Origin of the sequence: Streptomyces sp. NPDC008137, assembly GCF_042957035.1 — a bacterium.
GTDB lineage: Bacteria > Actinomycetota > Actinomycetes > Streptomycetales > Streptomycetaceae > Streptomyces.
In genome coordinates this window covers 1-26,093 of the sequence record NZ_JBIBHN010000034.1, presented here as the reverse complement: position 1 = coordinate 26,093, position 26,093 = coordinate 1, and the positions used below count along the sequence as shown (strand labels likewise).

General features: G+C 72.5%; 20 protein-coding genes and 1 pseudogene. 11 read left to right on the top strand and 10 right to left on the bottom strand.

All coding sequences use genetic code 11. From position 1 onward, the window contains the following. The first annotated feature begins 200 nt into the window (after positions 1 to 200). Positions 201 to 1,607, top strand: a complete 1,407-nt coding sequence (locus tag ACFZBT_RS34925; RefSeq protein WP_391112501.1) for a trypsin-like serine protease — start codon at positions 201 to 203, stop codon at positions 1,605 to 1,607. Between the two features lie 159 nt (positions 1,608 to 1,766). On the opposite strand, the gene ACFZBT_RS34920 is transcribed toward ACFZBT_RS34925, so the two are convergent. After that, entirely contained in the window at positions 1,767 to 3,923 is a 2,157-nt protein-coding gene (locus tag ACFZBT_RS34920) for a SpoIIE family protein phosphatase (protein ID WP_391112655.1), read from the bottom strand. Between the two features lie 155 nt (positions 3,924 to 4,078). Between ACFZBT_RS34920 and ACFZBT_RS34915 the strand changes: the two are divergent. After that, positions 4,079 to 4,765: pseudogene (locus ACFZBT_RS34915) on the top strand (LuxR C-terminal-related transcriptional regulator); the annotation flags it as partial. Here ACFZBT_RS34915 and ACFZBT_RS34910 read toward each other — a convergent pair. From ACFZBT_RS34910 to lanKC, 4 genes are all read right to left on the bottom strand, one after another. Continuing rightward, on the bottom strand, positions 4,688 to 6,610 hold the full coding sequence (locus ACFZBT_RS34910; protein WP_391112498.1) for an ATP-binding cassette domain-containing protein: 1,923 nt from the start codon (positions 6,608 to 6,610) through the stop codon (positions 4,688 to 4,690). The pseudogene ACFZBT_RS34915 and the gene ACFZBT_RS34910 overlap by 78 nt on opposite strands. Continuing rightward, positions 6,607 to 8,364, bottom strand: coding sequence for an ABC transporter transmembrane domain-containing protein (locus tag ACFZBT_RS34905; RefSeq protein WP_391112495.1), 1,758 nt, complete (start codon positions 8,362 to 8,364; stop codon positions 6,607 to 6,609). Before ACFZBT_RS34905 ends, ACFZBT_RS34910 begins: the two co-directional genes overlap by 4 nt. Before the next feature lie 85 nt (positions 8,365 to 8,449). Beyond that, a complete protein-coding gene (locus tag ACFZBT_RS34900; protein ID WP_184587041.1) occupies positions 8,450 to 8,566 on the bottom strand; it encodes a SapB/AmfS family lanthipeptide in 117 nt (38 codons plus the stop codon). Between the two features lie 84 nt (positions 8,567 to 8,650). Continuing rightward, on the bottom strand, positions 8,651 to 11,257 hold the full coding sequence (lanKC, locus tag ACFZBT_RS34895; protein ID WP_391112490.1) for a class III lanthionine synthetase LanKC: 2,607 nt from the start codon (positions 11,255 to 11,257) through the stop codon (positions 8,651 to 8,653). Positions 11,258 to 11,443: 186 nt separating this feature from the next. Between lanKC and ACFZBT_RS34890 the strand changes: the two genes are divergently transcribed. The 7 genes from ACFZBT_RS34890 (at position 11,444) to ACFZBT_RS34860 (ending at position 18,554) form a co-directional block, all read left to right on the top strand. Further along, complete coding sequence (locus tag ACFZBT_RS34890) at positions 11,444 to 13,903, top strand: SpoIIE family protein phosphatase (RefSeq protein ID WP_391112487.1); 2,460 nt, start codon at positions 11,444 to 11,446, stop codon at positions 13,901 to 13,903. 97 nt (positions 13,904 to 14,000) lie between these two features. Next, complete coding sequence (locus tag ACFZBT_RS34885; protein ID WP_391112485.1) at positions 14,001 to 14,420, top strand: CBS domain-containing protein; 420 nt, start codon at positions 14,001 to 14,003, stop codon at positions 14,418 to 14,420. Positions 14,421 to 14,553: 133 nt separating this feature from the next. Next, positions 14,554 to 14,727 carry a hypothetical protein gene (locus tag ACFZBT_RS34880; protein ID WP_391112482.1) on the top strand — a complete coding sequence of 58 codons (174 nt, stop codon included), beginning with the start codon at positions 14,554 to 14,556 and terminating at the stop codon, positions 14,725 to 14,727. A gap of 104 nt (positions 14,728 to 14,831) precedes the next feature. Next, positions 14,832 to 15,899: a glucose-1-phosphate thymidylyltransferase gene (locus ACFZBT_RS34875; protein WP_391112480.1), complete on the top strand. Its 1,068-nt coding sequence runs from the start codon at positions 14,832 to 14,834 to the stop codon at positions 15,897 to 15,899. Continuing rightward, positions 15,896 to 16,876 carry a dTDP-glucose 4,6-dehydratase gene (gene rfbB / locus ACFZBT_RS34870; RefSeq protein WP_391112477.1) on the top strand — a complete coding sequence of 327 codons (981 nt, stop codon included), beginning with the start codon at positions 15,896 to 15,898 and terminating at the stop codon, positions 16,874 to 16,876. The genes ACFZBT_RS34875 and rfbB overlap by 4 nt, the downstream gene beginning before the upstream one ends. After that, positions 16,873 to 17,754, top strand: a complete 882-nt coding sequence (rfbD, locus tag ACFZBT_RS34865; protein WP_391112475.1) for a dTDP-4-dehydrorhamnose reductase — start codon at positions 16,873 to 16,875, stop codon at positions 17,752 to 17,754. Before rfbB ends, rfbD begins: the two co-directional genes overlap by 4 nt. Then, on the top strand, positions 17,751 to 18,554 hold the full coding sequence (locus ACFZBT_RS34860; RefSeq protein WP_391112472.1) for a class I SAM-dependent methyltransferase: 804 nt from the start codon (positions 17,751 to 17,753) through the stop codon (positions 18,552 to 18,554). The genes rfbD and ACFZBT_RS34860 overlap by 4 nt, the downstream gene beginning before the upstream one ends. A gap of 60 nt (positions 18,555 to 18,614) precedes the next feature. On the opposite strand, the gene rfbC is transcribed toward ACFZBT_RS34860, so the two are convergent. Further along, entirely contained in the window at positions 18,615 to 19,223 is a 609-nt protein-coding gene (gene rfbC / locus ACFZBT_RS34855) for a dTDP-4-dehydrorhamnose 3,5-epimerase (RefSeq protein WP_391112469.1), read from the bottom strand. Positions 19,224 to 19,227: 4 nt separating this feature from the next. Continuing rightward, positions 19,228 to 21,171 carry a glycosyltransferase gene (locus ACFZBT_RS34850; protein ID WP_391112467.1) on the bottom strand — a complete coding sequence of 648 codons (1,944 nt, stop codon included), beginning with the start codon at positions 21,169 to 21,171 and terminating at the stop codon, positions 19,228 to 19,230. 376 nt (positions 21,172 to 21,547) lie between these two features. Here ACFZBT_RS34850 and ACFZBT_RS34845 point away from each other — a divergent pair, with 376 nt between their 5' ends. Together ACFZBT_RS34845 and ACFZBT_RS34840 are read left to right on the top strand one after the other, a co-directional pair. Next, complete coding sequence (locus ACFZBT_RS34845; RefSeq protein ID WP_391112464.1) at positions 21,548 to 22,051, top strand: YfcE family phosphodiesterase; 504 nt, start codon at positions 21,548 to 21,550, stop codon at positions 22,049 to 22,051. 33 nt (positions 22,052 to 22,084) lie between these two features. Further along, positions 22,085 to 22,900, top strand: a complete 816-nt coding sequence (locus ACFZBT_RS34840; protein ID WP_391112461.1) for a methyltransferase domain-containing protein — start codon at positions 22,085 to 22,087, stop codon at positions 22,898 to 22,900. 26 nt (positions 22,901 to 22,926) lie between these two features. Here ACFZBT_RS34840 and ACFZBT_RS34835 read toward each other — a convergent pair whose 3' ends face one another. The 3 genes from ACFZBT_RS34835 to ACFZBT_RS34825 all read right to left on the bottom strand — a co-directional run bounded on the left by ACFZBT_RS34835 (position 22,927) and on the right by ACFZBT_RS34825 (position 25,682). Further along, entirely contained in the window at positions 22,927 to 23,508 is a 582-nt protein-coding gene (locus tag ACFZBT_RS34835; RefSeq protein WP_391112458.1) for a carboxymuconolactone decarboxylase family protein, read from the bottom strand. Between the two features lie 73 nt (positions 23,509 to 23,581). Beyond that, positions 23,582 to 24,634, bottom strand: coding sequence for an alcohol dehydrogenase catalytic domain-containing protein (locus ACFZBT_RS34830; RefSeq protein WP_391112455.1), 1,053 nt, complete (start codon positions 24,632 to 24,634; stop codon positions 23,582 to 23,584). 40 nt (positions 24,635 to 24,674) lie between these two features. Then, positions 24,675 to 25,682 carry a zinc-binding dehydrogenase gene (locus ACFZBT_RS34825; RefSeq protein WP_391112452.1) on the bottom strand — a complete coding sequence of 336 codons (1,008 nt, stop codon included), beginning with the start codon at positions 25,680 to 25,682 and terminating at the stop codon, positions 24,675 to 24,677. Between the last annotated feature and the right edge of the window lie 411 nt (positions 25,683 to 26,093).

The following is a 26,093-nucleotide window of genomic DNA, read 5'->3' as shown; positions in this document are numbered from 1 at the left end:
CCCTCCCTGTGACCAGGGCCGTCGCAGACCGGGCGGTCGCCTTGCGGGCGGCGGGAGTTGGCTGATTCCGCGAGGCGAAGGGATCACTTGCAAACGCGATTGAACACCCCATGCGACCCGTGCGTACCTACAGCCATCCAGGCGCCCCCCAGAAGCTGCCGGACGGCGGCAAGGCTCCGTCCCCCCAGGAGGAGAGAAGTTTGAGTCACAAGCGAATTCCGAAGCGCAAGGCCGCGATAGCGGTGGGCGGCGTGGTGGCGCTCGGCGCGGCCGCGATCCTGCTCCCCAACGCCAACGCGTCCCAGGACGGTTCGTCCGACGACGCTGCCGCCGCGCCGAAGACACTGAAGGCGGGCGACGCCTCGGATCTCGCCTCGCAGCTCTCCGGGCTCCTCGGCGAGGCGTTCGGCGGCTCCTACTACGACGGGGACAGCCAGCAGCTCGTCGTCAACGTCGTACCGGGCGACAACAACAACGTGATCGTGCAGGCGAAGGCGGCCGGCGCGCAGGTCCGCGAGGTCGAGAACAGCTGGTCGGAGCTGCAGAGCGGGGCGCAGACCCTGAAGTCCGACGCGACCATCGCGGGCACCTCGTGGTCGATCGACCCGCAGACGAACAAGCTGCGTGTCACCGCCGACAGCACCGTGACCGGCGCCAAGTGGGACAGACTGGAATCGACGGTCAAGAGCCTCGGTACCGGCATGGCGACCCTCACGAAGTCCGCGGGCACCTTCAAGCCGTTCGTCTCCGGCGGCGACGCCATCTTCGCGGGCGGCTCGCGCTGCTCCCTCGGCTTCAACGTCACCGCGGGCGACGGCTCGCCCGCCTTCCTGACGGCCGGTCACTGCACCCTCGGCGGCAATGAGTGGTCGGACGCGCAGGGCGGCCAGCCCATCGCCACCGTCGACCAGTCGACCTTCCCGGGTGACGGTGACTTCGCGCTAGTGAAGTACGACGACCCGGCGACCGAGGCGCCCAGCGAGGTCAACACCGGAGAGCAGACCGTCCCGATCACCGAGGCCGCGGAGGCGACCGTCGGCCAGGAGGTCTTCCGGATGGGCAGCACCACCGGGCTCAACGACGGCCAGGTCCTCGGGCTCGAGGCCACGGTGAACTACCCGGAGGGCACCGTCACCGGTCTCATCCAGACCAATGTCTGTGCCGAGCCCGGCGACAGCGGCGGCTCGCTGTTCACCCAGGACGGCCTCGCGATCGGCCTGACCTCGGGCGGCAGCGGTGACTGCACGGCCGGCGGCGAGACGTTCTTCCAGCCGGTGACCACCGCCCTGGAGGCGGTCGGCGCGACCCTCGGCGCGGGTGCCGGTGCGGGCGCCGGTGAGGAGGCCGGCGCCGGCGAGGAAGCCGGTGCGGGCGAGGAAGCCGGTGCCGGTGCGGGCGCTGGTGAGGAGGCCGGTGCCGGTGAAGAGGCCGGTGCGGGCGAGGAAGCCGGTGCCGGTGCGGGCGCTGGTGAGGAGGCCGGCGCTGGTGAAGAAGCCGGTGCCGGTGCCGGCGAGCAGGCCGGTGCGGGCGAGGAAGCGGGAGCCGGTGCCGGTCAGGACGCCGGGCAGGGCGTCGAGGACAACTCGGGTCTGACCGAGTCCCGCTGACCTGAGAACCGTCGGAGCCGGTCCGACGATGCCGGCCCGGTCCCGCCCCCTTCCTGGCGGGACCGGGTCGGCCCACCGGCGCATTCGAGCACCGTACGGCGGTGCACCGGGCCGGTCCTCGTGCGGGGGACCGGCCCGTCCGTGTATGCCCCGCCCGCCCTACCCGACGGCCCTGAGCAGCAACAGCGCGATGTCGTCGAGCCGTTCCTCCCCGTCCCGGTGGTGCCGCCCCTGATGAACGAGACTGTCGGCCAGCTCGTCCAGCGGCTGGTCCCCGGCGTCGGCCAGGCGCCGGCCCAGGTCCGCGAGGGCCTCCTCGAAGTCCGTGCCGGGGGACTCGACCAGCCCGTCGGTGTAGAGGACGAGCAGCGAGCCGGGGGCGAGGACGACCTCCGTCGTCGGATACACCGCCGAGGAGTCGATGCCCAGCAGCGGGCCCCCGGCCAGGTCCAGGACGCGCACCCGCCCGTCCGGCCGTCTCAGCAGCGGCGGCGGATGACCCGCCCGGGACATCACGGCCCGGCCGTGCGCCGGGTCGAGCCGCAGGTACAGGCAACTGGCGAACAGTTCGGCCCCCAGGTCGAGCAGCAGCCGGTTGGTGCTGCGCATGACCTCCTCGGGCGCCTGGCCCACGGCCGTGTACGCGCGCACCGCGGTGCGGACCTGCCCCATCAGCCCGGCCGCCGTGACGTTGTGCCCCTGCACGTCCCCGATCACCGCCGCCGCCGTGCCCTGCGTGCCCACCAGGTCGTAGAAGTCGCCGCCGATGTCCATGCCCTGAGTGGCCGGCACATAGCGGCCGGCCGCCTCGATCCCGGGCAGCGCCGGCAGCGAGTGCGGCAGCAGCGCCTCCTGGAGGCCGTGCGCGAGCCGGTGTTTGGCGTCGTAGAGCAGGGCCCGCTCCAGCGCTTGGGCGATCAGCCCGGCCAGGCTCGTCAGCACCGCCCGCTCCTCCGTAGGGAAGGGGTGCGGCTCGGTGAAGGAGAGCACGCACGTCCCCACCGGCCGTCCCTGGGCGATCAGCGGCAGATAGGCCCAGGCCGCGAATCCGTCGGGGGTGGCGAGCCGCGCCGGGTAGAGGCGCTCCAGCTGTTCCCGCGACTCGAAGAACGCGGGCACGCCCGTCCGCAGCACCTTCGTGCCGGGCATGGGCTCGGTGAGCGGCATCCCGTCGAACTGTTCCACCGTGTGCGCGTCGCGGTACCCGCGATGTCCGAGCACGCGCAGCCGGTTCGCCCGCGAGCCCAGCACGACCAGGGCCTGGCTGCCCACGGTCGGGGCGATCTCGTCCGCGACGAGCTGCACCACGTCCTGCACCCCGACCGCCTCGGTGAGCGCGCCGGCCAGATTCAGCACCTGGGAGATGGTGACCAGCCGGGACTGCGTCCCGTCGCGCGAGGGCGCGGCCCGGTTCATCTCCGACACGGCCCGCGACCTGGTGATCCGGACGCTGAGGCCGGTCGTGCTCGGATACAGCCGGAACGACAGCCACTCGCCCGGCGGGCGCAGCGCCACGAACGACGTGGTGTGCTGGCTCATCAGCGCGGCCCGGTAGCGGTCCTCGTACACCGGGTCGTTGAGCCATGGCACCGACGCCCACAGCTGGGTGCCGAGCAGCCGGCTGACCGGGACGTTCAGCAGTTCCGCCGCCGCCGCGTTGACGAAGCCGACCCGCCCGTGCAGATCCAGCGAGACCAGTCCGTACGGCAGCCGGCTCACCATCCGGGCCGCCTCGACCGTGCCGAGCGTGCCGGCGATCCCGCCCACCAGGGGCGAGGCCAGCATGTCGGTCTCGGGGTGCGGCGGGATGCTGTGCTCGGCCGCCCGCTCCAGCCGGACCGCGAGCCGGCCGCAGGCCGCCGTCAGATGCTCGCGCTCATGGTCGGACAGCTCTGGTGGATGCCCGCCCGGCCAGGTCACGAAGACCGCGCCGTAGACGGTGGACTCGGTCGCCACCGGCACCGCGGCCAGGGCGAACGGATAGGGCAGCACCACGGCGATCCGCGGGTAGTGGCGGGCCATCTCCTCCTCGCCGCCGACCCAGACCAGTCGCCGCTCGCGTGCCGCGTCCGCGACCGGGATCGGAGCGCTCAGCCCCACCCGCTCCCAGGGCGCCGCGAACGCCCGGGGCAGCCCGGCCATCACCGCCATCTCCAGCACCGGCTGGTCCGGAGCCATCAGGTACACCGCGCCGGAGTGGGCGTGCACCTCGTCCATCATCGAGGCCAAGGCCAGGGACAGCAGCGGACGGCCGACCGGCGTCCTGGCGGCTGCCGGCGCCTGTGCGGACGACTGCCCCTCGGACACGCCGACCACCTCCTCGCACGGCCGCGCGACCGGGCTCAGGAACAAATCTCCACCCTGACGGCCCGTCGCGCACGACGAGCGGCACCGGAACGATCCACAGTTACCGTCGGTTACAGCCTTCCGGCTCCAGCAAGGGCGCCCGCGTACCCCGACGGCCGTATCTCATGCCGCCGAAGTCGAAGCGCGGCCGGGCGTACGGGCGCCGCACGTGCGCCCCCGCGCACCCTTATGGCTGGATCTTCGCGCCCACGCAGGGTCACCGTCGCGAACAATGGGGCACACGCTCAACACGACGAGGGGGCGTACGGCGAGCGAGGGGGGCGGCAGTGATTCGGGTGCTGTTGGTGCACGACGAATGTCTGGTGAGATCGGTGCTGGCGGAGTGGCTGCGGGGGGAGCCCGATCTGGCGGTGCACGACACGCCGTGGCGCGGCGCCCCGGGCTTGGTGCGATCCGTGCATCCGGACGTTTGTGCGGCGGACCTGGAGTGTGCCGACTCCTACGGCATCCCTCCGCTGGGCGAGCTGTGTCGGCCGGGCCCGGACCGGTCGCGCCCGCGATTACTCGTGCTCGCCACCGCCAACAGGCCCGGACTGCTGAAGCGGGCGGTCGAGGCGGGCGCGCTCGGCTACGTCGACAAGGAGGGCTCGCCGCAGAATCTGCTGCGCGCAATCCGCAGCGTTGCTGAGGGGGAACGTTTCATCAACGGCTCGCTGGGCTTCGGGTTTCTCAAGGCGGCCGAGATGCCGCTGACCCGTCGAGAGCTGAGCGTGCTAACCCTCGCGGCCGAGGGAGCCTCCATCGCGGAGATAGCCGGGAGCCTGCACCTGTCCCACGGGACGGTGCGCAACTACATGGCCGCCATCACCCGTAAGACCGGGGCCCGCAACCGCATCGACGCGATCCGCATCTCGCAGGGGCAGGGCTGGCTCTGACCGCCGCCGGGCCGGGCCGGGCGCCCAGCTGCCGACGAGGTCACGGTAGAGCTCCGAGGTCCGCAGCAGTTCCTCGTGACCGCCGTACGCCGTGCTCCCGCCGTCCATGACCAGCACCCGGCCGGCGCGGCGGGCCGAGCTGATGCGGTGGGCGACGACCACCAGGGTCCCGCCCGGCCGCGCGGCGAAGGCCCGCTCCGCGCGTTCCTCCGTCTCCGGGTCCAGATGACAGGTCGCCTCGTCGAGCAGGGCGAGCGGGGCGGGTGACAGATAGGCCCTGGTCAGCGCGATCAGCTGGCGTTCGCCTGCCGACAGGGCCGCCGGGTCGACCCGCGCGCCGAGACCGCCGAGCCGGCCGGCCAGCGGGGCGAGCCCGACCGTCTCCGCCGCGGCGAGCAGCTCCTCCTCGGGCACCGGGTCCGGCCGCAGATATGCGAGGTTCTCGGCCAGCGTGGCGTCGAAGACGTACGCCTCCTGCGGGATCAGTACGCGCGCGGCGGCCGCCTCCGGTCCGGGCACGGGGTGCCCGCCCACCGTGATCGTCCCCCGGTCCGGCGTGAGGAGCCCGGCGACCAGGGCGGTGAGGGTGGACTTGCCGGTGCCGCTCGGGCCGACGACGGCCAGGTGCGAGCCGGCCGGGAGGGCGAGGTCGAGCTCCTGGATCACGGGGGCACTGGCGGGGCCGTAGGCGAACGTGGCTGAGGTGAGGGAGAAGGCCGGGGGTGTGCCCTCGGCCTTCTCCGGCGCGGGGAGTCCGGGGCCCGGCTTCCCCGTGGGCGGGCCGGGGTCCGTCCGGGCCAGCCTGCGCAGCACCACCGTCAGGCGGGAGCCGCTCGTGCCCAGACCATGGACCAGGTTGCGCAGGGCGGGCAGCAGGGACTGGGTGACATAGGCGAGGGCACCGACCAGGGCGCCGGTGGTGACGCCGTGGGCCAGGAGCCACGGGGCGGCGGCGAGCAGCAGCACGATCGGCAGCTGGCCGCCGACCGCCAGGGACGCCACGCGCAGCACGCTCCAGTGGGCCAGGGCACGTGCGGCCCGCAGCTCCGCCTCCACCCGTTCGCCGGTGCCGGCGGAGATGTGTGCCTCCGCTCCGGTCGCCGTGATGTCCCGCAGGCCCGGGCAGACGGCGCCCAGCTCACCGGCGAGCGCCTCGTCGGCGACGAGGAACCTCTCCTGCCGCCGGGCCAGCGGCCGCAGTGTCGCCGCGAACAGTGCCACTCCGGCGACGAGGGGCGGCCCGACGACGAGCAGCAGCGGCGGGGCGAGGGCGAACAGACCGGCCAGGGCACCGGCGGCGGTGAACACGAAGGAACGGGAGACCATCACCAGCCCGGCGAAGGTGTCCCGGGCGATCTCCACCTGCTGCGTCAGCCCCGACAACGAGCCCGGGTCACCGGTCCGCACGCCGCGCGAGACGACCCGTTCCACGAGCCGGTCCCGGAGGGGTTCGACCAGCGCGGCGACGGCGGCGTACACCCGCGCGGTCCCGTACGCGCCGACGAGCACACCGAGCCCGGTCACCGCCAGCCAGATCAGCCCGACGTCCGCCCGCCCCTTCAGGAACCCCTCGTCCAGGGCGCGGGCGGGACCGTAGCCGATGAGAAAGGTCTGCCCGGTCTCGAGCACGGACCAGGCGACCAGGCTGAACAGGACCCGGCGGCGGGCCAGCAGAAAGCGCAGACCCCGGGTCGGGAGGCCAGTTCCGGCGGGGGATCCGCCGTCCCCGGAAGTCGCGCGCGTCCGGATCCGGCCCGTCATGCCGGCACACCCCCTTCCGCGCTCGCACCCGTACCGGCCGGTTCCGTCCCCTCCCCGAACGCCGCCCGGTACTCCGCGAGCCGCCACAGCTCCTCGTGCCGCCCCACCGCCCGCACCCGCCCCTCGTCCAGCCATGCCACCGCATCGGCGGACGCCGCCGTCGCACTGCGGTGGGCGACCAGCAGCCGGGTGCCGCCCGGGCCGTCGCCGAGGAGGGCGTCCGTGATGTGGCGTTCCGTCACCGTGTCCAGGCTGGAGAGGGCGTCGTCGAGGATCAGCAGCCGGCCGCCGTGGGCGAAGGCCCTGGCGAGGCCCAGCCGCTGGGACTCGCCGCCGGAACGCGGGGCGTCGGCGACGGCCGTGTCGTAGCCGTCGGGAAGACGCCGGACGAAGTCGTCGGCGAGGGCCGTGCGGGCCGCCTCCCGGACGCGGGCGGGGGAGGGGTCGGGCAGGCCGAGGCCGATCGCCTGCCCGACCGTGCCGCCCAGGAGGGCCGGGCGGGCGAAGGCGTAGCCGACGGCCCCGCGCAGGTCGGCGTGGGTCAGGTCGCGCAGCGGCACCCCGTCGAGGAGCACCTCGCCCTCGTCCGGGTCGGCCAGCCGCCCGGCGAGCGCGGCCAGCAACGACTTGCCCGCACCGGACGGGCCGACCACGGCCATCGTCGTGCCCCCCGGCACGACGAGGTCCACTCCGTCGAGCACGACGCGTCCGCCGCGCCGGGCCGTCACGCCGCGCAGCTCCAGCCGGCCGGGCCCGTCGGGCAGCGGGCACGCGCCGAACCCGGTCGCGGGCTCTGTCCGGACCTCCCCGAGACGCCGGGCCGCCGCCCGGGCCCGCGCCAGGCCCGCGAGCCGGCCGACCAGGACGCCGACGCCCGTCGCGAGCACCGCGTACCGCGAGGCCGCGAGGACGTCCCCCACCGACAGGCGGTCCCGGGTGAGCAGCACACCGGCCACGGCGACGACCCCGAGGTGCAGCAGCGGCGCCACGGCGACCGCCTGCGCGGCGGCCCGCCCCTGCACCCGCCACATGCGGTGTCCGGCCCGGGACAGCTCGGGCAGCGGGCGCAGCACGCGGGCCGTCTCCTTGTCCTCCGTACCCGCCGCCCGGACCGTACGGACGCCCTCGACGGCCTCCGCGAGCGCGGCCGCGATCCGGCCCTGGGCCCGCTGATACCGGGCCGCGCTCTCCGAGGTGTCACGGGAGACGGCGCGCAGCAGAAGAGTGAGAACGGGGGCTCCGACGAGGAAGACGGCCGCGAGCCACCAGTCGATCAGGCCGAGCGCGACCACGCCGCCGACCGGCCCGGCGAGCGCCGCGAGGAGCGCCGCCCGGGCCGCGGGCGTGGTCCCCGCCTCGGCCGCGTTGCCGACCAGACGGGCGACGAGGTCACCGGAGCCGAAGCGGTCGGCCGCGCGGGGGCCGACGGCCAGGACGTGTCCGGTGAGTGTGCGGCGCAGCCACGCGGTGCTACGGGCGTCGACGGTGCCGGTGAGAACGGTCTGCGCCGCGTCGAGCAGGGCGAGCAGCAGCACGAGGCCGGCGCAGTAGAGCACCCAGCGGGTCGCCGGAGCCTGCGCCAGCAGAAGGTCGAGGGCCCGGCCGAGCGCGGCGGGCAGCAGCAGTCCGGCGCCGGTCGCGGTGATGCTCACCAGGCACAGGGCCGCACAGCGGGCCCCGCTGTACCGGGTGGCCGTACGCAGCAGCGCGCGGGCCTGTCCGGCCGCCGGATCGTCGTCACCACGCGGGGTCATAGGGGCCTTTCGCGGGACGGGTGGGGCCCCGGGCGGCCCTGTCCCCGAAGGGAGAAGGCCGACCGGAGCCGTACCGCAGACGCGGTCAGAGACAGAGCAGGACGCTCGCCGCGCTGATGCAGGAGAGCAGGCTCACCGTGCTGTTGCCGCCGCCGTCGGTCCGCTCTTCGGACTCGATCGTCTGCAGGTCGAGAAGTGCCATGGTGTGTCCTTCCGTCGGTTGTCCGTCCGTGGTCATCCGTGGGGACGGGGTGGTGTCACGACTCCGCGGGATCGCGGAGCCGCGTCAGTGGGGCCGCCGGTGCGGCGGCGGGAGGAACGGCAGGTGGGCGTCGGTCGCCGGGTCGAGGGCCGCGCCGAGCGCCAACAGGCACCCCGCCGTTCCGGTGGCGAGATCCATCGACAGCCGCATCATCTGGTGGCCGGGGAAGGCCAGTTGGCCCTGGTACGCCATCGCGAACCAGCCCAGTCCGGCGATCTGCCCGGTCAGCCGGTCCGCGGTCGCGTCCGGCGAGGTCGTGCGGCTGAGGTGCAGGATCATTCCGGCCCGGCCCTGGAAGAGCCCGGGCTGCGCGTAGAAGCGTGAGGTGGCGGCGGTCAGGACTCCGGAGCGCGCCGCCTCGAACTCCCCGGCGAGGCCGGGGGCGTGGGCCACGAGGTCGTCGAGGACCATGCCGAGTCCCGCGCTGCCGTCGCCGAGGTAGGGCAGGGTCCGCCAGCCCTCGTCGACCTCCAGCGACCCGCCCTCGCGGGTCTTGCAGGACTCCAGGTCCCGGCGCAGGGCGATGGCCGCGGCGTCCAGCCAGCCCGCCTTGCCGGTCCACTCGTACTGCCGCAGCATCAGCAGCGCGGGACCGGTCGCGCCCCGCAGCAGTCCGGCGCGCCGCTTGGGCGTGGCCGGCGGCGGCTCGGTGAGCCGCTGTACGAGGATCCGCGCGGCCTCGTCGGCCCGCTCGCGCAGCTCCGTCTCACCCGTCGTCTCGGCCAGCCGGCCGAGGACCAGACCGAGTCCGGCCAGTCCGCCGTGCAGGTCGGAGGAGAGGTTCTGCCACCGCTCGGCGAGGATGCCCTCGACCAGGTCCAGCGCCCGCTGCCGGTGCCCGAGCCGGTCCAGGACCAGGGCGACGCCCGCGAGCCCGTCGTACAGGCCGAGCGGTGTGCCGACCGGGGCCGGTGCCGTCCGGGTGAGCAGCCAGCGCTCACCCTCCTCGTACCGCTCGGCGCCGACCGCGTCCAGCGCGTACAGCACTCCGGCCGCGCCGTGGGCGAGCCCGAGCCCGCCGCCGTCGGAGAACTGGGCGACATCGCCGGGGAAGAGCCGGTCGTCGCGCTCCGGGGTGGCCGAGGCGAGGATCGCCTTGACCATCGAGTCGCGGCTGTACGGCCAGTCACCGGGGTCCACCGGTGCGGACGGAGCGGCAACCGTACGGCCGGACACCTCCCGCGTGATCTCCGCGACCGCCTCGTCGAGGAACTCCCGCGGCACGTCCGGGAACTCGTGCGAGATCACCTCGGCCAGATGCGCCGCCTTGCCGCGGTCGACCACGAACAGCGTGGTCACGGGCAGGAACAGGGCCAGCCGCAGACAGGCCAGCGCGTAGCGGTCGACATCGGCGCCCCGGCGGTCCGGCGGCGCGAAGAAGCCCGGGTGGGCGACGACCTGGCGGCCGTTCTCCTCGGCCGGGGCCGCCGCCTCGAAGTCGAGGAGGAAGACCGACTCCTCGTCCGGCGCGACCATGATGTTGAACACGTGCAGGTCGTTGAAGACGATGCCGCGCGCGTGCACCGCCGCCACGGCCTCCTCCACCTCCCGGTGGATGCGCAGCGCCCACGCCGTGTAGGAGGCGACGGCCTCCGTGTCGGGATCCTGGGCCAGCAGCGGATGCCGCTCGGCGAAGAACGAGTTGAGGGGGCGGCCCTCCAGGAAGTCCATCACCAGGAACCGGTGGCCGCCGAGCTCGAACCAGTCGCGCACCTCCGGGACCACGCCCGTGCCCGCGACCTGCTCCAGCGCCCGCTTCTCCCGCTCCAGCCGGGCGACCGCGTCGGCTCCGTCCGAGGCGAGTCCCGCGTGCGGCCGGCCCTCCTTGAGGACGACCTTGCGGCCGTCGCGGGTGTCGGTGCCCACGTACACCCCGCCGCCGTTGGAGAAGTGCAGCGCCTTCTCGATGCGGTACGGCAGCTCGCCCGTCGTCGTGTTGTTCCGCGCGTCGAGATGCGGCTGGAGGAACGCCGGCAGCGTCACCCACTCCGGCACCTGGAAGGACGGAGTCCGCCGGTCCGGCACCAGCTGCCCCGCGCCGTCGCGCACCGCCGGCACCAGCGAGCCCCGCTCGTCCACCACGAACGAGCGCGCGAAGGCGCCGTAGCGGACGTACAGCGGACCCTCGCCCCAGCGCAGATCGGTGAGGATGTACGGCCCCTCGAACCCTTCCAGCAGCGCGCCCAGCTCGCGCAGCACCTCGTGCAGCTGCTCCTCGTCGGCCGGATAGACGGTGACGAACTTGCCGCTGCCGTCGCGGGGCGCGTACTTGGTGTTGCGCAGGTGCAGCAGGTGCGGGCCGGGCACGAACTTGAAGGGGACGCGCCGCTCGACGCAGTAGTCCCAGACGATCCCGGCGATCTTCTCCGCGTTCGCCCGGGTCGCCGAGGCGTGGATCTTCCAGCCCTGCGCGGGACCCTGGAGCGGCTCGCCGTCCGGACCGGGCGGCGTCATGGTCAGCCAGTCCCCGATCCGCGCCGTCTCCCAGCCCTCGGGCACGGGCCGGCGGGCCGTTTCGTAGAGGTGCGCGGCCGCCTCCGGTGAGGCCTCCTGCCCGCCTCGCGCCAGCCGGTCCGGTGTCTCGTAGAAGTGCCGGTCGGCCAGCGCGTACACCTCGTACCGCTTGTCCATGCGTCCCCCTCCGTGATCAGCACCGAGCCTTCCAGCCACGCGCCGGGCCCGGACAGTCACGGCTGTCACGAGAACAGCGTGCGGAACGCATAGGTAAAGACATGTTCGGTTCCGTTCGAGCGCTCGCCTCGACGCCGGTCCACGGAACGCTCACAGGGGCTGCGCGGGTGTCTCATAAGCGCTGTAATGGCCAACGTGGTCAGTCAGGGCGCCCGAGAACCCCAAGAACGCAGAACGCGAACGCTGCGTGCCGAAGGTGCCCTCAAAGCGATCGCGGTCGATCAGGAATCGCCGGAGCGTGTGCACCGGGTTCTCGAACAGGCACTCGTCTTCGCCGGCGCCGCGTTCGCCGCCCTGTACACCCCCGGCCAGGACGGCGAACTGCTGCGCCTGGTGGAGTCGGCCGGGGTGCCGAGGACGCTGTACGGACTGCGCGACAGCTATCCGCGCACCGGGCGGTCCCCGGTCGCCGAGGCCCACCGCGGCGGACGCCCCGTCTCGCTGGGCCCCGCGGAGCTCGCCGAGCACGTCCAGGCCCGGCGCGTGCCGTCCCGGGACTTCTTCCTGACCGCCCTGCCCGTCCACGGGGACGGCGGCGGCTGCCTCCTCGCCGTGTGCGAGCGCCCCGGCGGATTCGACGCCGACGACCGCGAGTGCCTCCAGCTCATCTCCGAGGCGGTCGCCTTCCCCGCCCCGGCCGCGCCCGCCGAGGGCGGTGAACTGCCGCCCGGCGCGTTCAGCCTCGCCATGGACACCGGCCGCGTCCGGGCCGGCGACGACCTGCTGGACCTGTTCGGCCTGGAACCCGAGGACTTCGACGGCCGGGTCGAGACCCTGCTCGGCCTGACCGTGCCGGAGGACCTGCCCTCACTGATGTCCGTGGTGGAGGCCGACCACATGTCCATCGGCGACCGGGAGCTGGAGTTCCGGGTGCTGCAGCCCACCGGACCGCCGAAGTGGCTCCGGCTGCGCGGGCGCCTCCTGCCCGGCGGCGTGGGCCACTCCGCACGGCTCGTGGGCACCGTCGACGACGCCGCCACGCTGCGCTCCGACGTCACCGACGTGGCCCGCGTCCAGCGCCTGGCCACCGCGCTGGCCACCGCCGTCACCGTGCGCGACGTCGGCAAGGCCGTCGTCGCCGCCCTCCGGCGCCCGCTCAGGGCCGACCGCATCGCGCTCGCCGAGCTGGAGAGCGACCGGCTCGTCGTCGCCGTCCTCGACCCGCCCGAACCCGAGGCCTGGCCCGAGCTGTGGCGCCGGGAGTGGCGCACCGAATGGCCCGACGCGCCGGTACGCGCCATGCCCACCCTCGCCGCCGCGCTGCGCGAGGGCCGCGCCCGCATCTGGCCCGCCGGCAGCGCCCTGGAACGCGGCCTCGCCGAGGTCGGACCCGGGGGCCTCGCCGTCCTGCCGCTGCCCGCCGGGAACCGCATGGCCGGGGCCTGTCTGATCGGCTGGGACACGCCGCACGACTTCGGCTCCGACGAACGCGCCCTGCTCACCGCCTGTGCCGGGCTCGCCGGACAAGCCCTGACCCGGGCCCGTGCCTTCGACGCCGAACACGAACTGGTCGGCATGCTCCAGCGCCAGCTGCTGCCCCGCCGCCTGCCCCGCCTGCCGGGCGCCGAGGCCGTCACCCGCTATCTGCCCAGCACGGCGGGGCTGGAGCTCGGCGGCGACTGGTACGACGTCATCCCGCTGCCCGACCACCACGTCGCCCTCGTCATCGGCGACGTCCAGGGCCACAGCGCCGGCGCCGCCACCCTCATGGGCCAGATGCGCACCGCCCTGCGCGCCTACGCCGTCGAAGGACACCCGCCGGACGTGGTGGTCTCCCACGCCAACCGGCTCCTCATGGACATGGAGAGCGACCTCTTCGCCACCTGCGCCTACGTCGACATCGACCTGGAGGAGGGCTCCGCCTGGTGCGTGCGGGCCGGGCATCTGCCGCCGGTACTGCGCTACCCGGACGGCAGGACCGAGATCGCGGAGGCCGAGGGCGGCCCACCCCTCGGGGTGATCACCCAGGCCGACTTCCCCATGAGCCCGCTCCGGCTCCCCGTCGGCACCCTGATCGCCCTGGTCACGGACGGGCTCGTCGAGACGCCCGGCTCCGACATCGACGAGGGCATGACGCACCTCGCCGACCAGCTGGCCGCCTCCGCCCCCGTCGACCTGGGGCTCGTCGCCGACGCCCTCCTCGGCAACGCCCAGCGCGGCGACGACGTCGCCGTGCTCCTCCTGCGCTACGACGGCATGGACCTGCGCCCGCTGCGGGAGAGCTGGACCGTCTGGCGCGTGCCGCAGGCCGTCGGGCACGCCCGCCGCTTCGCCCGGCGCACCCTGCGCTCCTGGGGCGTCACCGAGGACTTCGACGCCGCCCTCCTCGTGGTCTCCGAACTCGTCACCAACGCCCTCGTCCACACCGACGGCCAGGTCCGCATGGACCTCACCCTCGTCGGCGACCGCCTGCGCGTCGCCGTCGCCGACGCCTCGCCCCGCTCCCCGGTCCGACCGACCAGCATCGGCTGGGAGGCCACCGGAGGCCGGGGCGTCCTCCTCGTCGAGGCACTCTCGGCGACCTGGGGCACACTGCCGGTCAGCGGCGGCAAGCAGGTGTGGGCGGAGCTGGCGCTCGGGCGCTGAACGCCCCGCGCGAATCCCTGGTGACCGGGCGGGTGCTGCGGGTACCCGGGGCGACATCGGACGGGGGACCGCGAGGAGACAGGAAGAGAGGCACGTCATGGCTCGGCATGTCCGCGACATCATGACCGGCGATCCGGCCACGGTCGGACCGCAGACCTCCGTCGCCCAGGTGGCCCGCATCATGCGCGACGAGGACCTCGGAGCCGTCCTGGTGACGGACGGCGACGATCTGCGCGGGTTGGTCACCGACCGTGACCTGGTGATCCGGTCGGTCAGCGAGGGCGCCGACCCGGAGCGGACCACCGTGGCCGGCGCGTACAGCGACGACCTGGTCACCATCGGCCCCGACGAGGACCTGGTCCACGCGGTGGAGTTGATGCGCGAGCACTCCGTGCGCCGTATCCCGGTCGTCGACCACGGGCATCCCGTGGGCATCGTCTCCCTGGGCGACATGGTCATGGAGGTCGACCCGGAGTCCGCGCTGGGCGACATCAGCGCGGCTCGCCCCAATCCGTGAGGAGGTGAACGGCTCTGCCCCGCAGAGGGGTTGAGAGCCTCGGTCCAGGCGTCGCGACGCGCGTTTGTTCGGTTTCTCTCGGGATACCCGAAGAGCAACGGATCCAGAAGGAAGATGATGAGTCGTGACGTCCATGGACGTAAGTGAGAAGCCCGTCGTCCGTCGCCCCGAGACCGGCTGGTCGAAGGCACGCCGCCTGCGCGGCAAGGCCGCGCCGCGGACCTGCCTCCCCGCCGTCGAGAACCGGGCCACTCCCGGAATCACAGCCTCCGGGGCGGAGTGGAACATCGTCAGGGGCGAGGACTGACCGCTCCGCGAGAGACCGCTCGGTGACGATCCGAGTAACTCCGCGCGTCGACAACCAAAAGAAGTGATGTTCACATCCGCCGGATCACGACTAAGGTGAACCGAATGAAGGCTCTCGTGCTGTCCGGCGGCGCAGGAACAAGACTGAGGCCGATCACACACACGTCGGCCAAACAACTGGTGCCAGTGGCCAACAAGGCCGTGCTCTTCTACGGGTTGGAGTCGATCGCCGAGGCCGGCATCACCGACGTGGGAATGATCGTCGGGGACACGGCCGCCGAGATCGAGGAAGCGGTGGGAGACGGGTCGAAGTTCGGCCTGAAGGTCACCTACATCCCCCAGGAGCGGCCCCTCGGGCTGGCCCACGCGGTACTGATCGCCCAGGACTACCTCGGCGACGACGATTTCGTGATGTACCTCGGCGACAACTTCATCGTCGGCGGCATCACCGACCTCGTCGACGAGTTCCGCGACAGCCGGCCCGACGCCCAGATCCTGCTCACGCGCGTGGCCGACCCACGCGCCTTCGGTGTCGCCGAACTCGACCCGTCCGGCCAGGTGATCGGCCTGGAGGAGAAACCCGACCGGCCCAAGAGCGACCTCGCCCTGGTCGGCGTCTACCTCTTCACGCCCGCGATCCACGAGGCCGTGCGCGCCATCGAACCGTCCTGGCGCGGCGAACTGGAGATCACCCACGCCATCCAGCACCTGATCGACTCCCGCGCCGACGTGCGCTCCACGGTCATCAAGGGCTACTGGAAGGACACCGGCAACGTCGGCGACATGCTCGAGGTGAACCGCACGGTCCTCGAAGCCATGGAGCGCCGCATCGACGGCACGGTCGACGACGCCTCACAGACCATCGGGCGGGTCGTCGTGGAAGAGGGCGCCCGGATCGTCAACTCCCGCATCGTGGGGCCCGTCGTCATCGGCGCGGGAACCCTCGTCAGCGACTCCTACGTCGGTCCCTTCACCTCGATCGCCGAGAACTGCCGGATCACCGACAGCGAACTGGAATTCTCGATCGTGCTGCGGGACTCCTCGATCCAGGGCGTCGGCCGGATCGAGTCCTCGCTGATCGGCCGGCATGTCCAGGTGACCCCGGCCCCCAGCGTCCCCAGCGCCCACCGACTCGTCCTCGGAGACCACAGCAAGGTGCAGATCACTTCATGAACCTCCTCGTCACCGGTGCCGCCGGGTTCATCGGCTCCCGCTACGTCCGTGCGCTGCTCGCCTCGGACGCGCCCGACGCGCCGCGCATCACCGTGCTGGACAAGCTCACCTACGCCGGCACCCTCGACAACCTCGAACTGACCCACCCCCGGCTGGAGTTCGTCCAGGGCGACATCTGCGACGCCGAACTCGTCGACAAGCTGACGGCCGACGCCGACCAGGTCGTGCACTTCGCCGCCGAGTCGCATGTGGACCGCTCCATCACCGGCGCCGCCGACTTCGTCCGCACCAACGTGCTCGGCACCCAGACCCTGCTGGACGCCGCCCTGCGCCACGACGTGGGCCCGTTCGTGCACGTCTCCACCGACGAGGTGTACGGCTCCATCGAGTCCGGCTCCTGGCCGGAGGACCACCCGCTCCAGCCGAACTCGCCGTACTCGGCCTCCAAGGCCTCCTCCGACCTGCTCGCCCTCGCCTACCAGCGCACCCACGGCCTGGACGTGCGTGTCACCCGCTGCTCCAACAACTACGGCCCGCACCAGTTCCCCGAGAAGGTCATCCCGCTGTTCGTCACCAACCTCCTCGACGGCCACAAGGTGCCCCTGTACGGCGAGGGCCGCAACATCCGGGACTGGCTGCACGTCGACGACCACTGCCAGGGGGTCGACCTCGTCCGCACCAAGGGCCGCCCCGGCGAGGTCTACAACATCGGCGGCGGCACCGAACTCACCAACAAGGAACTCACCGGCCTGCTCCTCGAAGCCTGCGGCGCGGACTGGGACCGGGTGGAGTACGTCGAGGACCGCAAGGGCCACGACCTGCGCTACTCCGTCGACTGGTCCAAGGCCCGCGACGAACTCGGCTACCGCCCCGCCCACGACTTCGCCACCGGCCTCGCCGAGACCGTCGCCTGGTACCGCGACAACCGTGCCTGGTGGGAGCCCCTGAAGCGGCGCGTCGCCCAGGAGCGCGCATGAGGTGGCTGATCACCGGAGCGGGCGGCATGCTCGGCCACGACGTCGTCGAGGAGCTCACCCGGCGCGGCGAGGACGTGGTGGGCCTGGACCGCTCCGCCCTGGACATCACACGCCCCGAGGCCGTCGCCGCGGCGGTGCGCGACCACCGCCCCGACCTCGTCGTGAACTGCGCCGCGTACACGGCGGTCGACGACGCCGAGACCGACGAGGCGCGCGCCCTGGAGATCAACGGCGACGGCCCGCGGTTCCTGGCCCGGGCCTGCGCGGCGCACGACGCCCGGCTGATCCACCTCTCCACCGACTACGTCTTCTCCGGCGAGACCGGAACCGGCGGCCCCTACCCGGAGAACCACCCGCCGGCCCCGCGCACCGCCTACGGCCGCACCAAGCTTGCCGGGGAGCGGGCCGTGCTGGAGGAACTCCCCGGGGCGAGCGCGGTCGTACGCACGGCTTGGCTCTACGGGGTCCACGGCACCAACTTCGTGCGGACCATGATCGGTCTCGAAGCCCGCCGCGACACCCTCGACGTCGTCGACGACCAGCGCGGACAGCCCACCTGGAGCGCGGACGTCGCCGAGCGGATCGCCGACCTCGGACCCCGGCTCGGCCCCGACGCGCACGGCGTCTTCCACGCCACCGCCTCCGGCGAGGCCACCTGGTACGAGCTGGCCCGCGAGGTCTTCTCCCTGCTCGGCGCCGACCCCGACCGGGTGCGCCCCACCAGCAGCGCGGCCTTCCCCCGGCCCGCGCCCCGCCCGGCGTACAGCGCCCTCGCGCACGGCCGGTGGCAGGAGATCGGCCTGCCCCCGCCACGCGAGTGGCGCTCCGCCCTGCACGAAGCATTGCCCCGCATCCGCAAGGAAGGTCCCACTTCGTGAAACGCCATGAGTTCCTCCGGGGACTGCACAAGGTCAGCGCCAATCGCAACTACCTGGAGATCGGCGTCAACGACGGTCGCAGCCTGCGCCTGTCCCGCGTCCCCAGCATCGCGATCGACCCCGCCTTCAAGGTGGTCTCGGAGCTGAAGTGCGACGTCCACCTGGTGAAGGCCACCAGTGACGACTTCTTCGCCCGTGACAACCCCCTCCAGCACCTCAAGGGCGGCCGTCACCCGCTGCGCAACCTGCGCCGCGGCCGCAGCCCCTTCGGCTACTGGCGCCGCACCACGCTGGATCTGTCGTTCATCGACGGCATGCACATCTTCGAGTACGCCCTGCGCGACTTCATGAACGTCGAGAAGCACTCCGACTGGTCCAGCGTGATCGTTTTCGACGACATGCTGCCGCGCAGCGTGGACGAGGCGGCCCGGGACCGGCACACCAACGCCTGGACCGGTGACGTCTACAAGATCACCGAGGTGCTGGCGCGCTACCGCCCCGACCTGGTCACGGTCCAGGTGGACACCGCCCCCACCGGCCAGCTCGTCGTCTTCGGCGCCGACCCGGACAACCGGGTCCTGCACGACAAGTACGACGAGATCATGGCCGAGTACAAGGTGCCCGACCCGCAGAAGGTCCCCGAGGCGATCCTCGAACGGGCCGGCGCGGTCCGCCCCGAGACCCTCCTGGAAGCGGGCTTCTGGGGACCCCTCACCCAGGCCCGCAACCGCGGCCTGCCCCGCCGTATCGGCTGGGAGCCCCTGCGCAAGTCCCTGGAACAGGTGGGCGTCAGCCGCTAGCCGCTGAACGACGACGCCGGCCGCCGCCCCTCAGGGGCGGCGGCCGGCGCCGTACGTGGGTCAGCCGTCGAGCCGCCTGTCCCGCAGCTCCTCGTAGTAGGCCCGGCACGCCTCGTACGACGGGAGCAGCCCCTGGCGCTCCGCCTCGGCCAGGGTCGGGGCCTGTTCGTCCTTGGGGGAGAGGAGCGGGGTGATGCCCTCGGGCCAGGCGATGCCGAGGGCCGGGTCGAGGGGGTGGATGCCGTGTTCGCGCTCCGGGGCGTAGCCGGTGGAGCACAGATAGACCACGGTGGCGTCGTCGGTCAGAGCCATGAAGGCGTGGCCCAGACCCTCGGCGAGGAACACCGCGTGCCGGGTGTCGTCGTCGAGCCGTTCGGCCTCCCACTGGCCGTAGGTGGGGGAACCCACCCGGATGTCGATCACCACGTCCAGGACGGCACCGCGCACACACGTGACGTACTTGGCCTGACTGGGCGGGACATCGGCGAAGTGCACACCCCGCAGCACGCCCCGCCGGGACACCGAGCAGTTGGCCTGGGCCAGGGCCAGATCATGGCCCGTGGCCTCGCGGAACTCCTCGCCGCGGTACCACTCGTGGAAGCTGCCCCGGTCGTCCGGGAAGACCTTGGGCTCCAGAATCCAGGCGCCCTCTATCCCCAGTGGTCGCATGCTGTCACTGCCCTCCGATCCTGATACGGGTGACCACCTTCCGCCGCGCGGCACCGAGTACCCGCCGCGCGCGCCGTGCCACCCGCAGAGCGGCACCGGGCCCCGGCGCCGGCACCACCAGCACCTGACCGTCGGCGGCGCGCAGCGCGAACGGCAGCCCGGTGAAGCGGGGCCGCTCGGCGCCCGGGGTCAGACACACAGCCACCCGCCAGGTGTCACGCGAGAGGTCCTTGGCGGGCATGGCCGCCTCCAGTACGGAACCGCTTCCGTCCGGAGCGGGGGAGAGCGTGCCCGACGCGTCGAGGATCCGGCTCGAGGAGACGAACCTCAGCGGCACCTCCCGTTCGCCGTCGACGTGCAGCGGCAGCGGAGCACGGAAGCGGTCCCCGGAGACGGTGACGTCCATCGGCTGCACGCCGCCCAGACCCAGCCGCTTGCCCCGAGCCCCGAGCTGCAGGGAGAGGTTGCCGTGCGGCTCCGTCCAGTACGGCAGAGCCGTCCGGTCGCCGACGATTCCCACATCAGGCGTGGGCCGGTTCGCCCGCGGGGCCGGGCCCAGCCGGCACTCCTTGGTCCAGCCGCCCAGCTTGACCCGTACGACCGCGTCCCAGACGCCGTCACCCGGCAGGCCGGCCGGGTCGACGGTGGCGGTCGCCCGCAGCACCAGCCGGACCTCCTCGCCGTCCCCGGCCGGCACGGCCTCGCGGGTGAACTTCACCGGCTGGAAGTACTGCGCGGCGCTCGACCGCTCCCGCAGCAGCAGATCGGCCGTGGCCTGCCCGAAGCGCGCGGCGGTCTCCGAGGCGACCCACGCCACGCCCTCGGTCACGTCCTTGGGCGTGTCGTTCAGCGGTGTCGCCTCGGCGCCGGCGGGGAAGGCCATCGGCTCGCCGCCGGAGGTGTACTCGGCCGTGAAGCCGATGCTGAGGGAGCCGTCCCGCCACTCCACGTGCGCGGGGGCCGCCTGCGGCGCGATGCCGGCCTCCCATTCCGCGAAGGACACGACGTCGTCGTACCGGTCGGCCGCGGTCAGCGCGGCGACGACCTGCTGCGTCGGCTGCAGCCCTGCCGCGACACCGGGACCGAACCGCTCGACGACGACCTCGTGGATCTCCCCGAACAGCTCCCTGCGGTAGTCGTCCGGCAGATTCAGGAAGCGCCGGGCCCGCAGCCGCTCGACCATCTCCACGCGCAGCCAGCGGCGGAAGAGCCGGTCGCGCACCGGGCCGGGCTCGGTGTACTTCTCGACGACGTCGAGTGCCTCGCGGAGGTTCTTGAAGTACCCGGCGGGATCGAAGCGTTCGAAGCCCGCGTTGGAGCTGTCGTCCCGCCGGATGTGGTAGTAGCAGACGTAGTCGCTGACCACGGAGACGTTCTCCGCGCGCAGATACGCCTCGGCGATGAAGACGTGGTCCTCCAGACGCCGCCTGCCCTCGGGAAAGCGCAGACCGGTGCGGTCGAGGAAGGCACGGCGGATCATCTTGTGCGGGGTGAGGCTGTCGATGAGCGGGGCGTTCTCGACGGTGGCACGCGGGTGGTTGCGGCGGAACAGCTCCACCGGCACGCCGCGGCCCTTGCCGGCCATCTTGCCCACGACGACGTCGGCGCCGTTGGCCACGCCGTAGTCGTACATCCGCTCCAGGGCCTCGTCGCCCAGGTAGTCGTCGTTGTCGACGAACATGACGAACTCGCCTTGCGAGGCGGCGATGCCGACGTTGCGCGGCTTGCCCGACCAGCCGGAGTTCTCCTGGTGGATGACCTTCATCCGCGGGTCCTCGGCGGCGAGCGCGTCGAGCCGGGCCGGGGTGGCGTCGGTGGAGCCGTCGTCGACGAAGATCACCTCGTACTCTTCGGGAGGCAGGGACTGCCTCTGCAGCGAGGTGATGCAGTCCTCGATGTAGATCCCCGGGTTGTAGACGGGGATGATGACGCTGACCTTGACCGGCATCGGGTTTCCGGGCCCCTTCGGGTCGCTTGCCGTAGACGTCCTGTCTTGAGGGGTCCTTTCACTATGCCCGTCCGGGTCGCGCGGCCTGGCACCGCACCTCGCCGCGTTGCCGGAACGCCCACGTGGCTCCGCCACGAGAGCGTTCCGGCGCCTTGCGATGCACGGCACCAGACCACGCGCCCTGATCGGACGCTCATAGTGAAAGGACCCCTTTACTGCGTGTTGCCCGATGCTAACCCGGTAGGCAACGCCGCCTCACCTTTCGAGACCTGGCCGTGATCATCTCCGTCGCCACGGCAACTGAGCTGCACTGTCTGTCTGTTCGCGGTCAAGTCGGTTCCGGGGAGGAGCGGCCCGCTGCCTCTAGGCTGGACCTGTGCGCCTGCTCCTCATGTCCGACACCCACCTTCCGAAGCGGGCCAGGGAACTGCCCGCGCCGCTGCTGGCCGAACTCCCGCACGCCGATGTCGTGTTCCACGCCGGGGACTGGGTCGACACGGCCACCCTCGACCTGCTGGAGAGCCGCTGCCGCAGGCTCGTCGCCGTGTACGGCAACAACGACGGGCCGGACCTGCGGGCCCGGCTGCCCGAGGTGGCGTACGCGGAACTGGGCGGGCTGCGCTTCGGGGCGATCCACGAGACGGGCCCCGCCCAGGGCCGGGAGAAGCGCTGCGCCGCCCGCTTCCCCGACCTCGACGTGCTGGTCTTCGGGCACAGCCACATCCCCTGGGACACCACGGCCCCCACCGGCCTGCGCCTGCTCAACCCGGGCTCCCCGACGGACCGCCGCCGTCAGCCCCACTGCACCTACATGACCGCCACGGCCGCCGGCGGCCGGCTCACCGAGGTGGAACTGCACCGCCTGCCACCGCGGGCCTGACCGGGGCGGGAACCGCCGTGACATGATCGGCTCATGGGTCAGGACAAGGGATACCTCCTGGACAACCGGCAGGCCGAGGCCGGTACCCGCTTCGACGCGCTGGCGGCCCTCTTCGACGCCTCGACGTTCCGGCACTTCGAGACGGTCGGGATCGACGAGGGGTGGCGGTGCTGGGAGGTCGGGGCCGGCGGGCCGAGCGTCGCCGCGTGGCTCCGTGAACGGGTCGGGCCGCGCGGGCGCGTGCTCGCCACCGACATCGATGTCTCCTGGGCGGAGTCGGCCGCCGCCGGGGGAGTGGAGGTACTCCGCCACGACGTGGGCCGCGACGCGCCTCCGGCCGGGCCCTTCGACCTGGTCCACGCCCGTCTCGTCCTGGTCCACGTGGCCGAGCGCGATGCCGCCCTGCGCACGATGGTCCAGGCCCTGCGCCCCGGCGGGTGGCTCCTGGTCGAGGACGCCGACCCCGCGCTGCAGCCGCTGATCTGCCCCGACGAGCACGGCCCCGAGCAGGAGCTGGCCAACCGGCTGCGCACCGGCTTCCGCCGGCTGCTGCGGCAGCGCGGCGCCGACCTCTCCTACGGACGCAGGCTGCCGCGCCTGCTGCGCGAGGCCGGTCTCGCCGACGTCGAGGCCGACGCGTACTTCCCGATCACCTCACCCGCGTGCGAGGTCCTGGAGACGGCCACCGTCCAGCAGGTGCGCGACGAACTCGTCGCCGAGGGCCTCGCCACGGACGAGGAGATCGAGCGGCACCTCGCCACCGTCGCGGCCGGCCGTCTCGACCTCGCCACCTCCCCGATGATCTCGGCCTGGGGCCGCCGCCCGGCGGACGACGGCGCGCAGCCCTGATCCAGGGCTCAACCCTCACGACACCCTCACAACCGGCGGGTGTCGAAACCGGGGTCCAGTTCCACACCGGTGGCGTTCAGGAAGAAGGCCAGCATGTGGTACTGCCCCACCAGCATGGCGATCTCGATCAGTTCGGCGTCGCCGAAGTGCTCTGCCAGAGCCTCCCAGGTCGCGTCGGACATGGTCGCCTCGCGGTTCAGCTCGTCCGCCGCCCGGATCAGGTGCCTCTGGAGGTCGGTCCAGCCGGGAGTGTCCGGGCCCTCGGTGACGCGGTCGATGTCCGCGTCCGTCACGCCCGCGGCCCTGGCCAGGGGAACGTGCCGCCCCCACTCGTACCGTGCGCCGGTGTTCCACGCGGTGCGCAGGATCAATAACTCGCGCAGCTCTTCCGGCAGTCGGCCCTTGAGGAGCAACTGGCCGCCGAACGGCAGGAACCGCTCGTAGAGATCGGGATGGCGCACGAGGGTGGTGAAGATGTTCGGGACCCGGTTTCCCGGGTCGTGCGGTGCGAAGGCCAGCAGTTCCCGGGTCCGGGCGTCCCACTGTTCCTCGGGGAGTGGCATCAGCCGCGGACCGGGCTGGCCGGCGGCTTCGTTGCGCTGTGACATGGCGACCTCCAGTGTCCGAGGCGTTCACCCTAGGAGGTCGGCCGAACGCCTGGCAGGCGCATGTCTGTGCGGATCAGTGGGTCGGATCGAGGAGGATCTTGCGGACGCCGTCGGAGCGGCCTGCGAACAGTTCGTACGCCGCGGGGCCCTCGGAGAGGGCGAAGCGGTGCGAGACCACGACCTCGGGCTGGAGCCGGCCGGCACGGGTGAGCGCGATCAGGGGAGGGAGTTCGTAGTGCACCGAGCACAGCCCGATGGCGAACTCCAGTTCCTTGACCTGCGCCAGGTACATGTGGAACGGGAACGCCTTGTTCTGGCTGACCCCGATGACGCTGACCCGGCCGGCCTGCCGGACGGCCTTGAGGGCGAGCTGGATGGTGGCGTCGGAGCCCACGGCCTCCACCACGGCGTCCGGACCGCGGCCGGCGGTCATGTCCTGGATGGCCGCCCGCGCGTCGTCGCCCTCCACCGGTTCGACCCCCAGGCCGGCGGCGAAGGCGCGGCGCTCCGCGACCAGGTCCGCGCCCAGTACCCGCGCCGCGCCCATCGCGAAGGCGGACTGGGCGGCCATGAGGCCGACCGGGCCGAGGCCGATGACCAGGACGGTCTCGCCGGGCTGGATGCGGGCCCGGCGGCAGCCGTACCAGGCGGTGGGGGCGTTGTCCGTGAGGACGACGGCGGCCTCGTCGGAGATGTCCTCGGGCAGGTGCACTAGATTGACGTCGGCGTAGGGCACGGCCAGGACCTGGGCCTGGCTGCCCTGGAGCTGCGGGCTCACCCCGTAGCAGAGCTCCGTGCTCGACTTGGCGCGCTCGCAGCGGGCGGTGAACCCGGCCGCGCACGACCGGCAGTGCGTACAACCGGCCGAGGCGGGCACCAGGACCCGGTCGCCCGGCTTGAACCGGCTGACCTGGCCGCCGGTGTCGACCACCACGCCGACGCACTCGTGTCCCGGTGTGTAGCCCAGTTCCGGGCTGAACCCGTTGCCGCCGTAGATGTGCAGGTCGCTGCCGCAGATGCCGGCCGCGGTCACCTGCACCACCGCGTCGGCGGGGTTGGTGACGGCCGGGTCGGGGACCTCCCCGTAGCGGATGTCGTGACGGCCGTGGTAGGTCAGTGCCTTCATCGGATCTCTGCCTTCCCTTCCCCTCCTCCTTCCGGCCCGGTCAGTCGGCGATCTTCAGCACGAGCTTGCCGCGGTTGTCACCACGGAAGAGCCGCATCAGGGTTTCGGGGAACTCCGCGACGGAGCCGGACACCACGTCCTCAAGGGACTTCAGCCGGCCCTCCGCCCGCCATGTCGCCATCTGAGCGATGCCCTCGGCGTACCGTTCGGCGTAGTCGAACACCACGATGCCCGTCATGGAGGCGCGGTTCACCAGCAGCGACAGGTAGTTGGCGGGCCCCTGCGGCTTGGTGCTGTTGTACTGGGAGATCGCGCCGCACACGACGACACGGGCGCCGCGCGCCAGCCGCAGCAGGACGGCGTCCAGAACGTCTCCGCCGACGTTGTCGAAGTACACGTCGACACCGTCGGGGGCGTGCTCGCGCAGTGCCTTGCGGATGTCCTCGCTCTGGTAGTCGATCGCGGCGTCGAACCCGAACTCCTCCACCACCATCCGGCACTTGGCCTCGCCGCCGGCGATACCGATGACCCGGCAGCCCAGGATCTTGGCGATCTGCCCGACGACACTGCCGACGGCTCCGGCCGCTCCGGAGACCACGACGGTCTGCCCGGGCTCGGGACGGCCGACCTCGATCAGGCCGAAGTAGGCCGTCAGGCCCGACATGCCGAGCGTGCCGAGATAGGTCGGCAGGGGAGCGGCCGCCGGGTCCACCCTGGTCACGTCGCGCCCGTCCGACACGCAGTACTCCTGCACGCCGAACGAGCCCGACACATGGTCGCCGACCGCGAAACCGGAGTGCCGGGAGGCGATCACCCTTCCCACCGCGCCGGCGCGCATCACCTCGCCGATCTCCACCGGGCGGATGTAGGACCGGCCGGCGTTCATCCAGCCGCGCATCGCGGGGTCGATCGACAGACAGAGCACCCGCACCAGGAACTCACCGTCGCCCGGCTGCCCGGCCGGCTCCTCGACGTGCTCCCAGTCGGTGGAGCGCGGTTCCCCGACGGGGCGTGCGGCCAGGCGCACCTGGCGGTTGATCGTGCTCATCTCCGGCGGCTCCTTCAAGTGTCATACCGGCTAGTCGGTATGGAGGGGGAGCGTACGGGTGCCGTGCCGTCCGGGACAAGAGGCAGCCGGTGGGTTGTGCGACAGGCCCTGGCTAGGTCGTGTCCGCAAAGTCCCTTCGTCCGCCCGGAGGGCGGGCCTTGCGGCGTCTGGTGCGTGCTCTGGGGGTCCCCCCCCGGCCGAAGGCTGGGGGAGTGCCAGACGCAGTCCCTCGTACTGGGCCGTACTCGGGACTGTGTCCGGTGCGGCGAGAGTGTGTGCCAGGCGTCGCGGGGCAGGAGGGACTTTGCGGACACGACCTAGTAGTGCTTCGTTACGTCGGGTGATCTTGCCTGGTGTTGGGCATGTTCTTGGCATGAGGCTGGGGGAAGTGGAACGGCTCCGGGGTGAGTT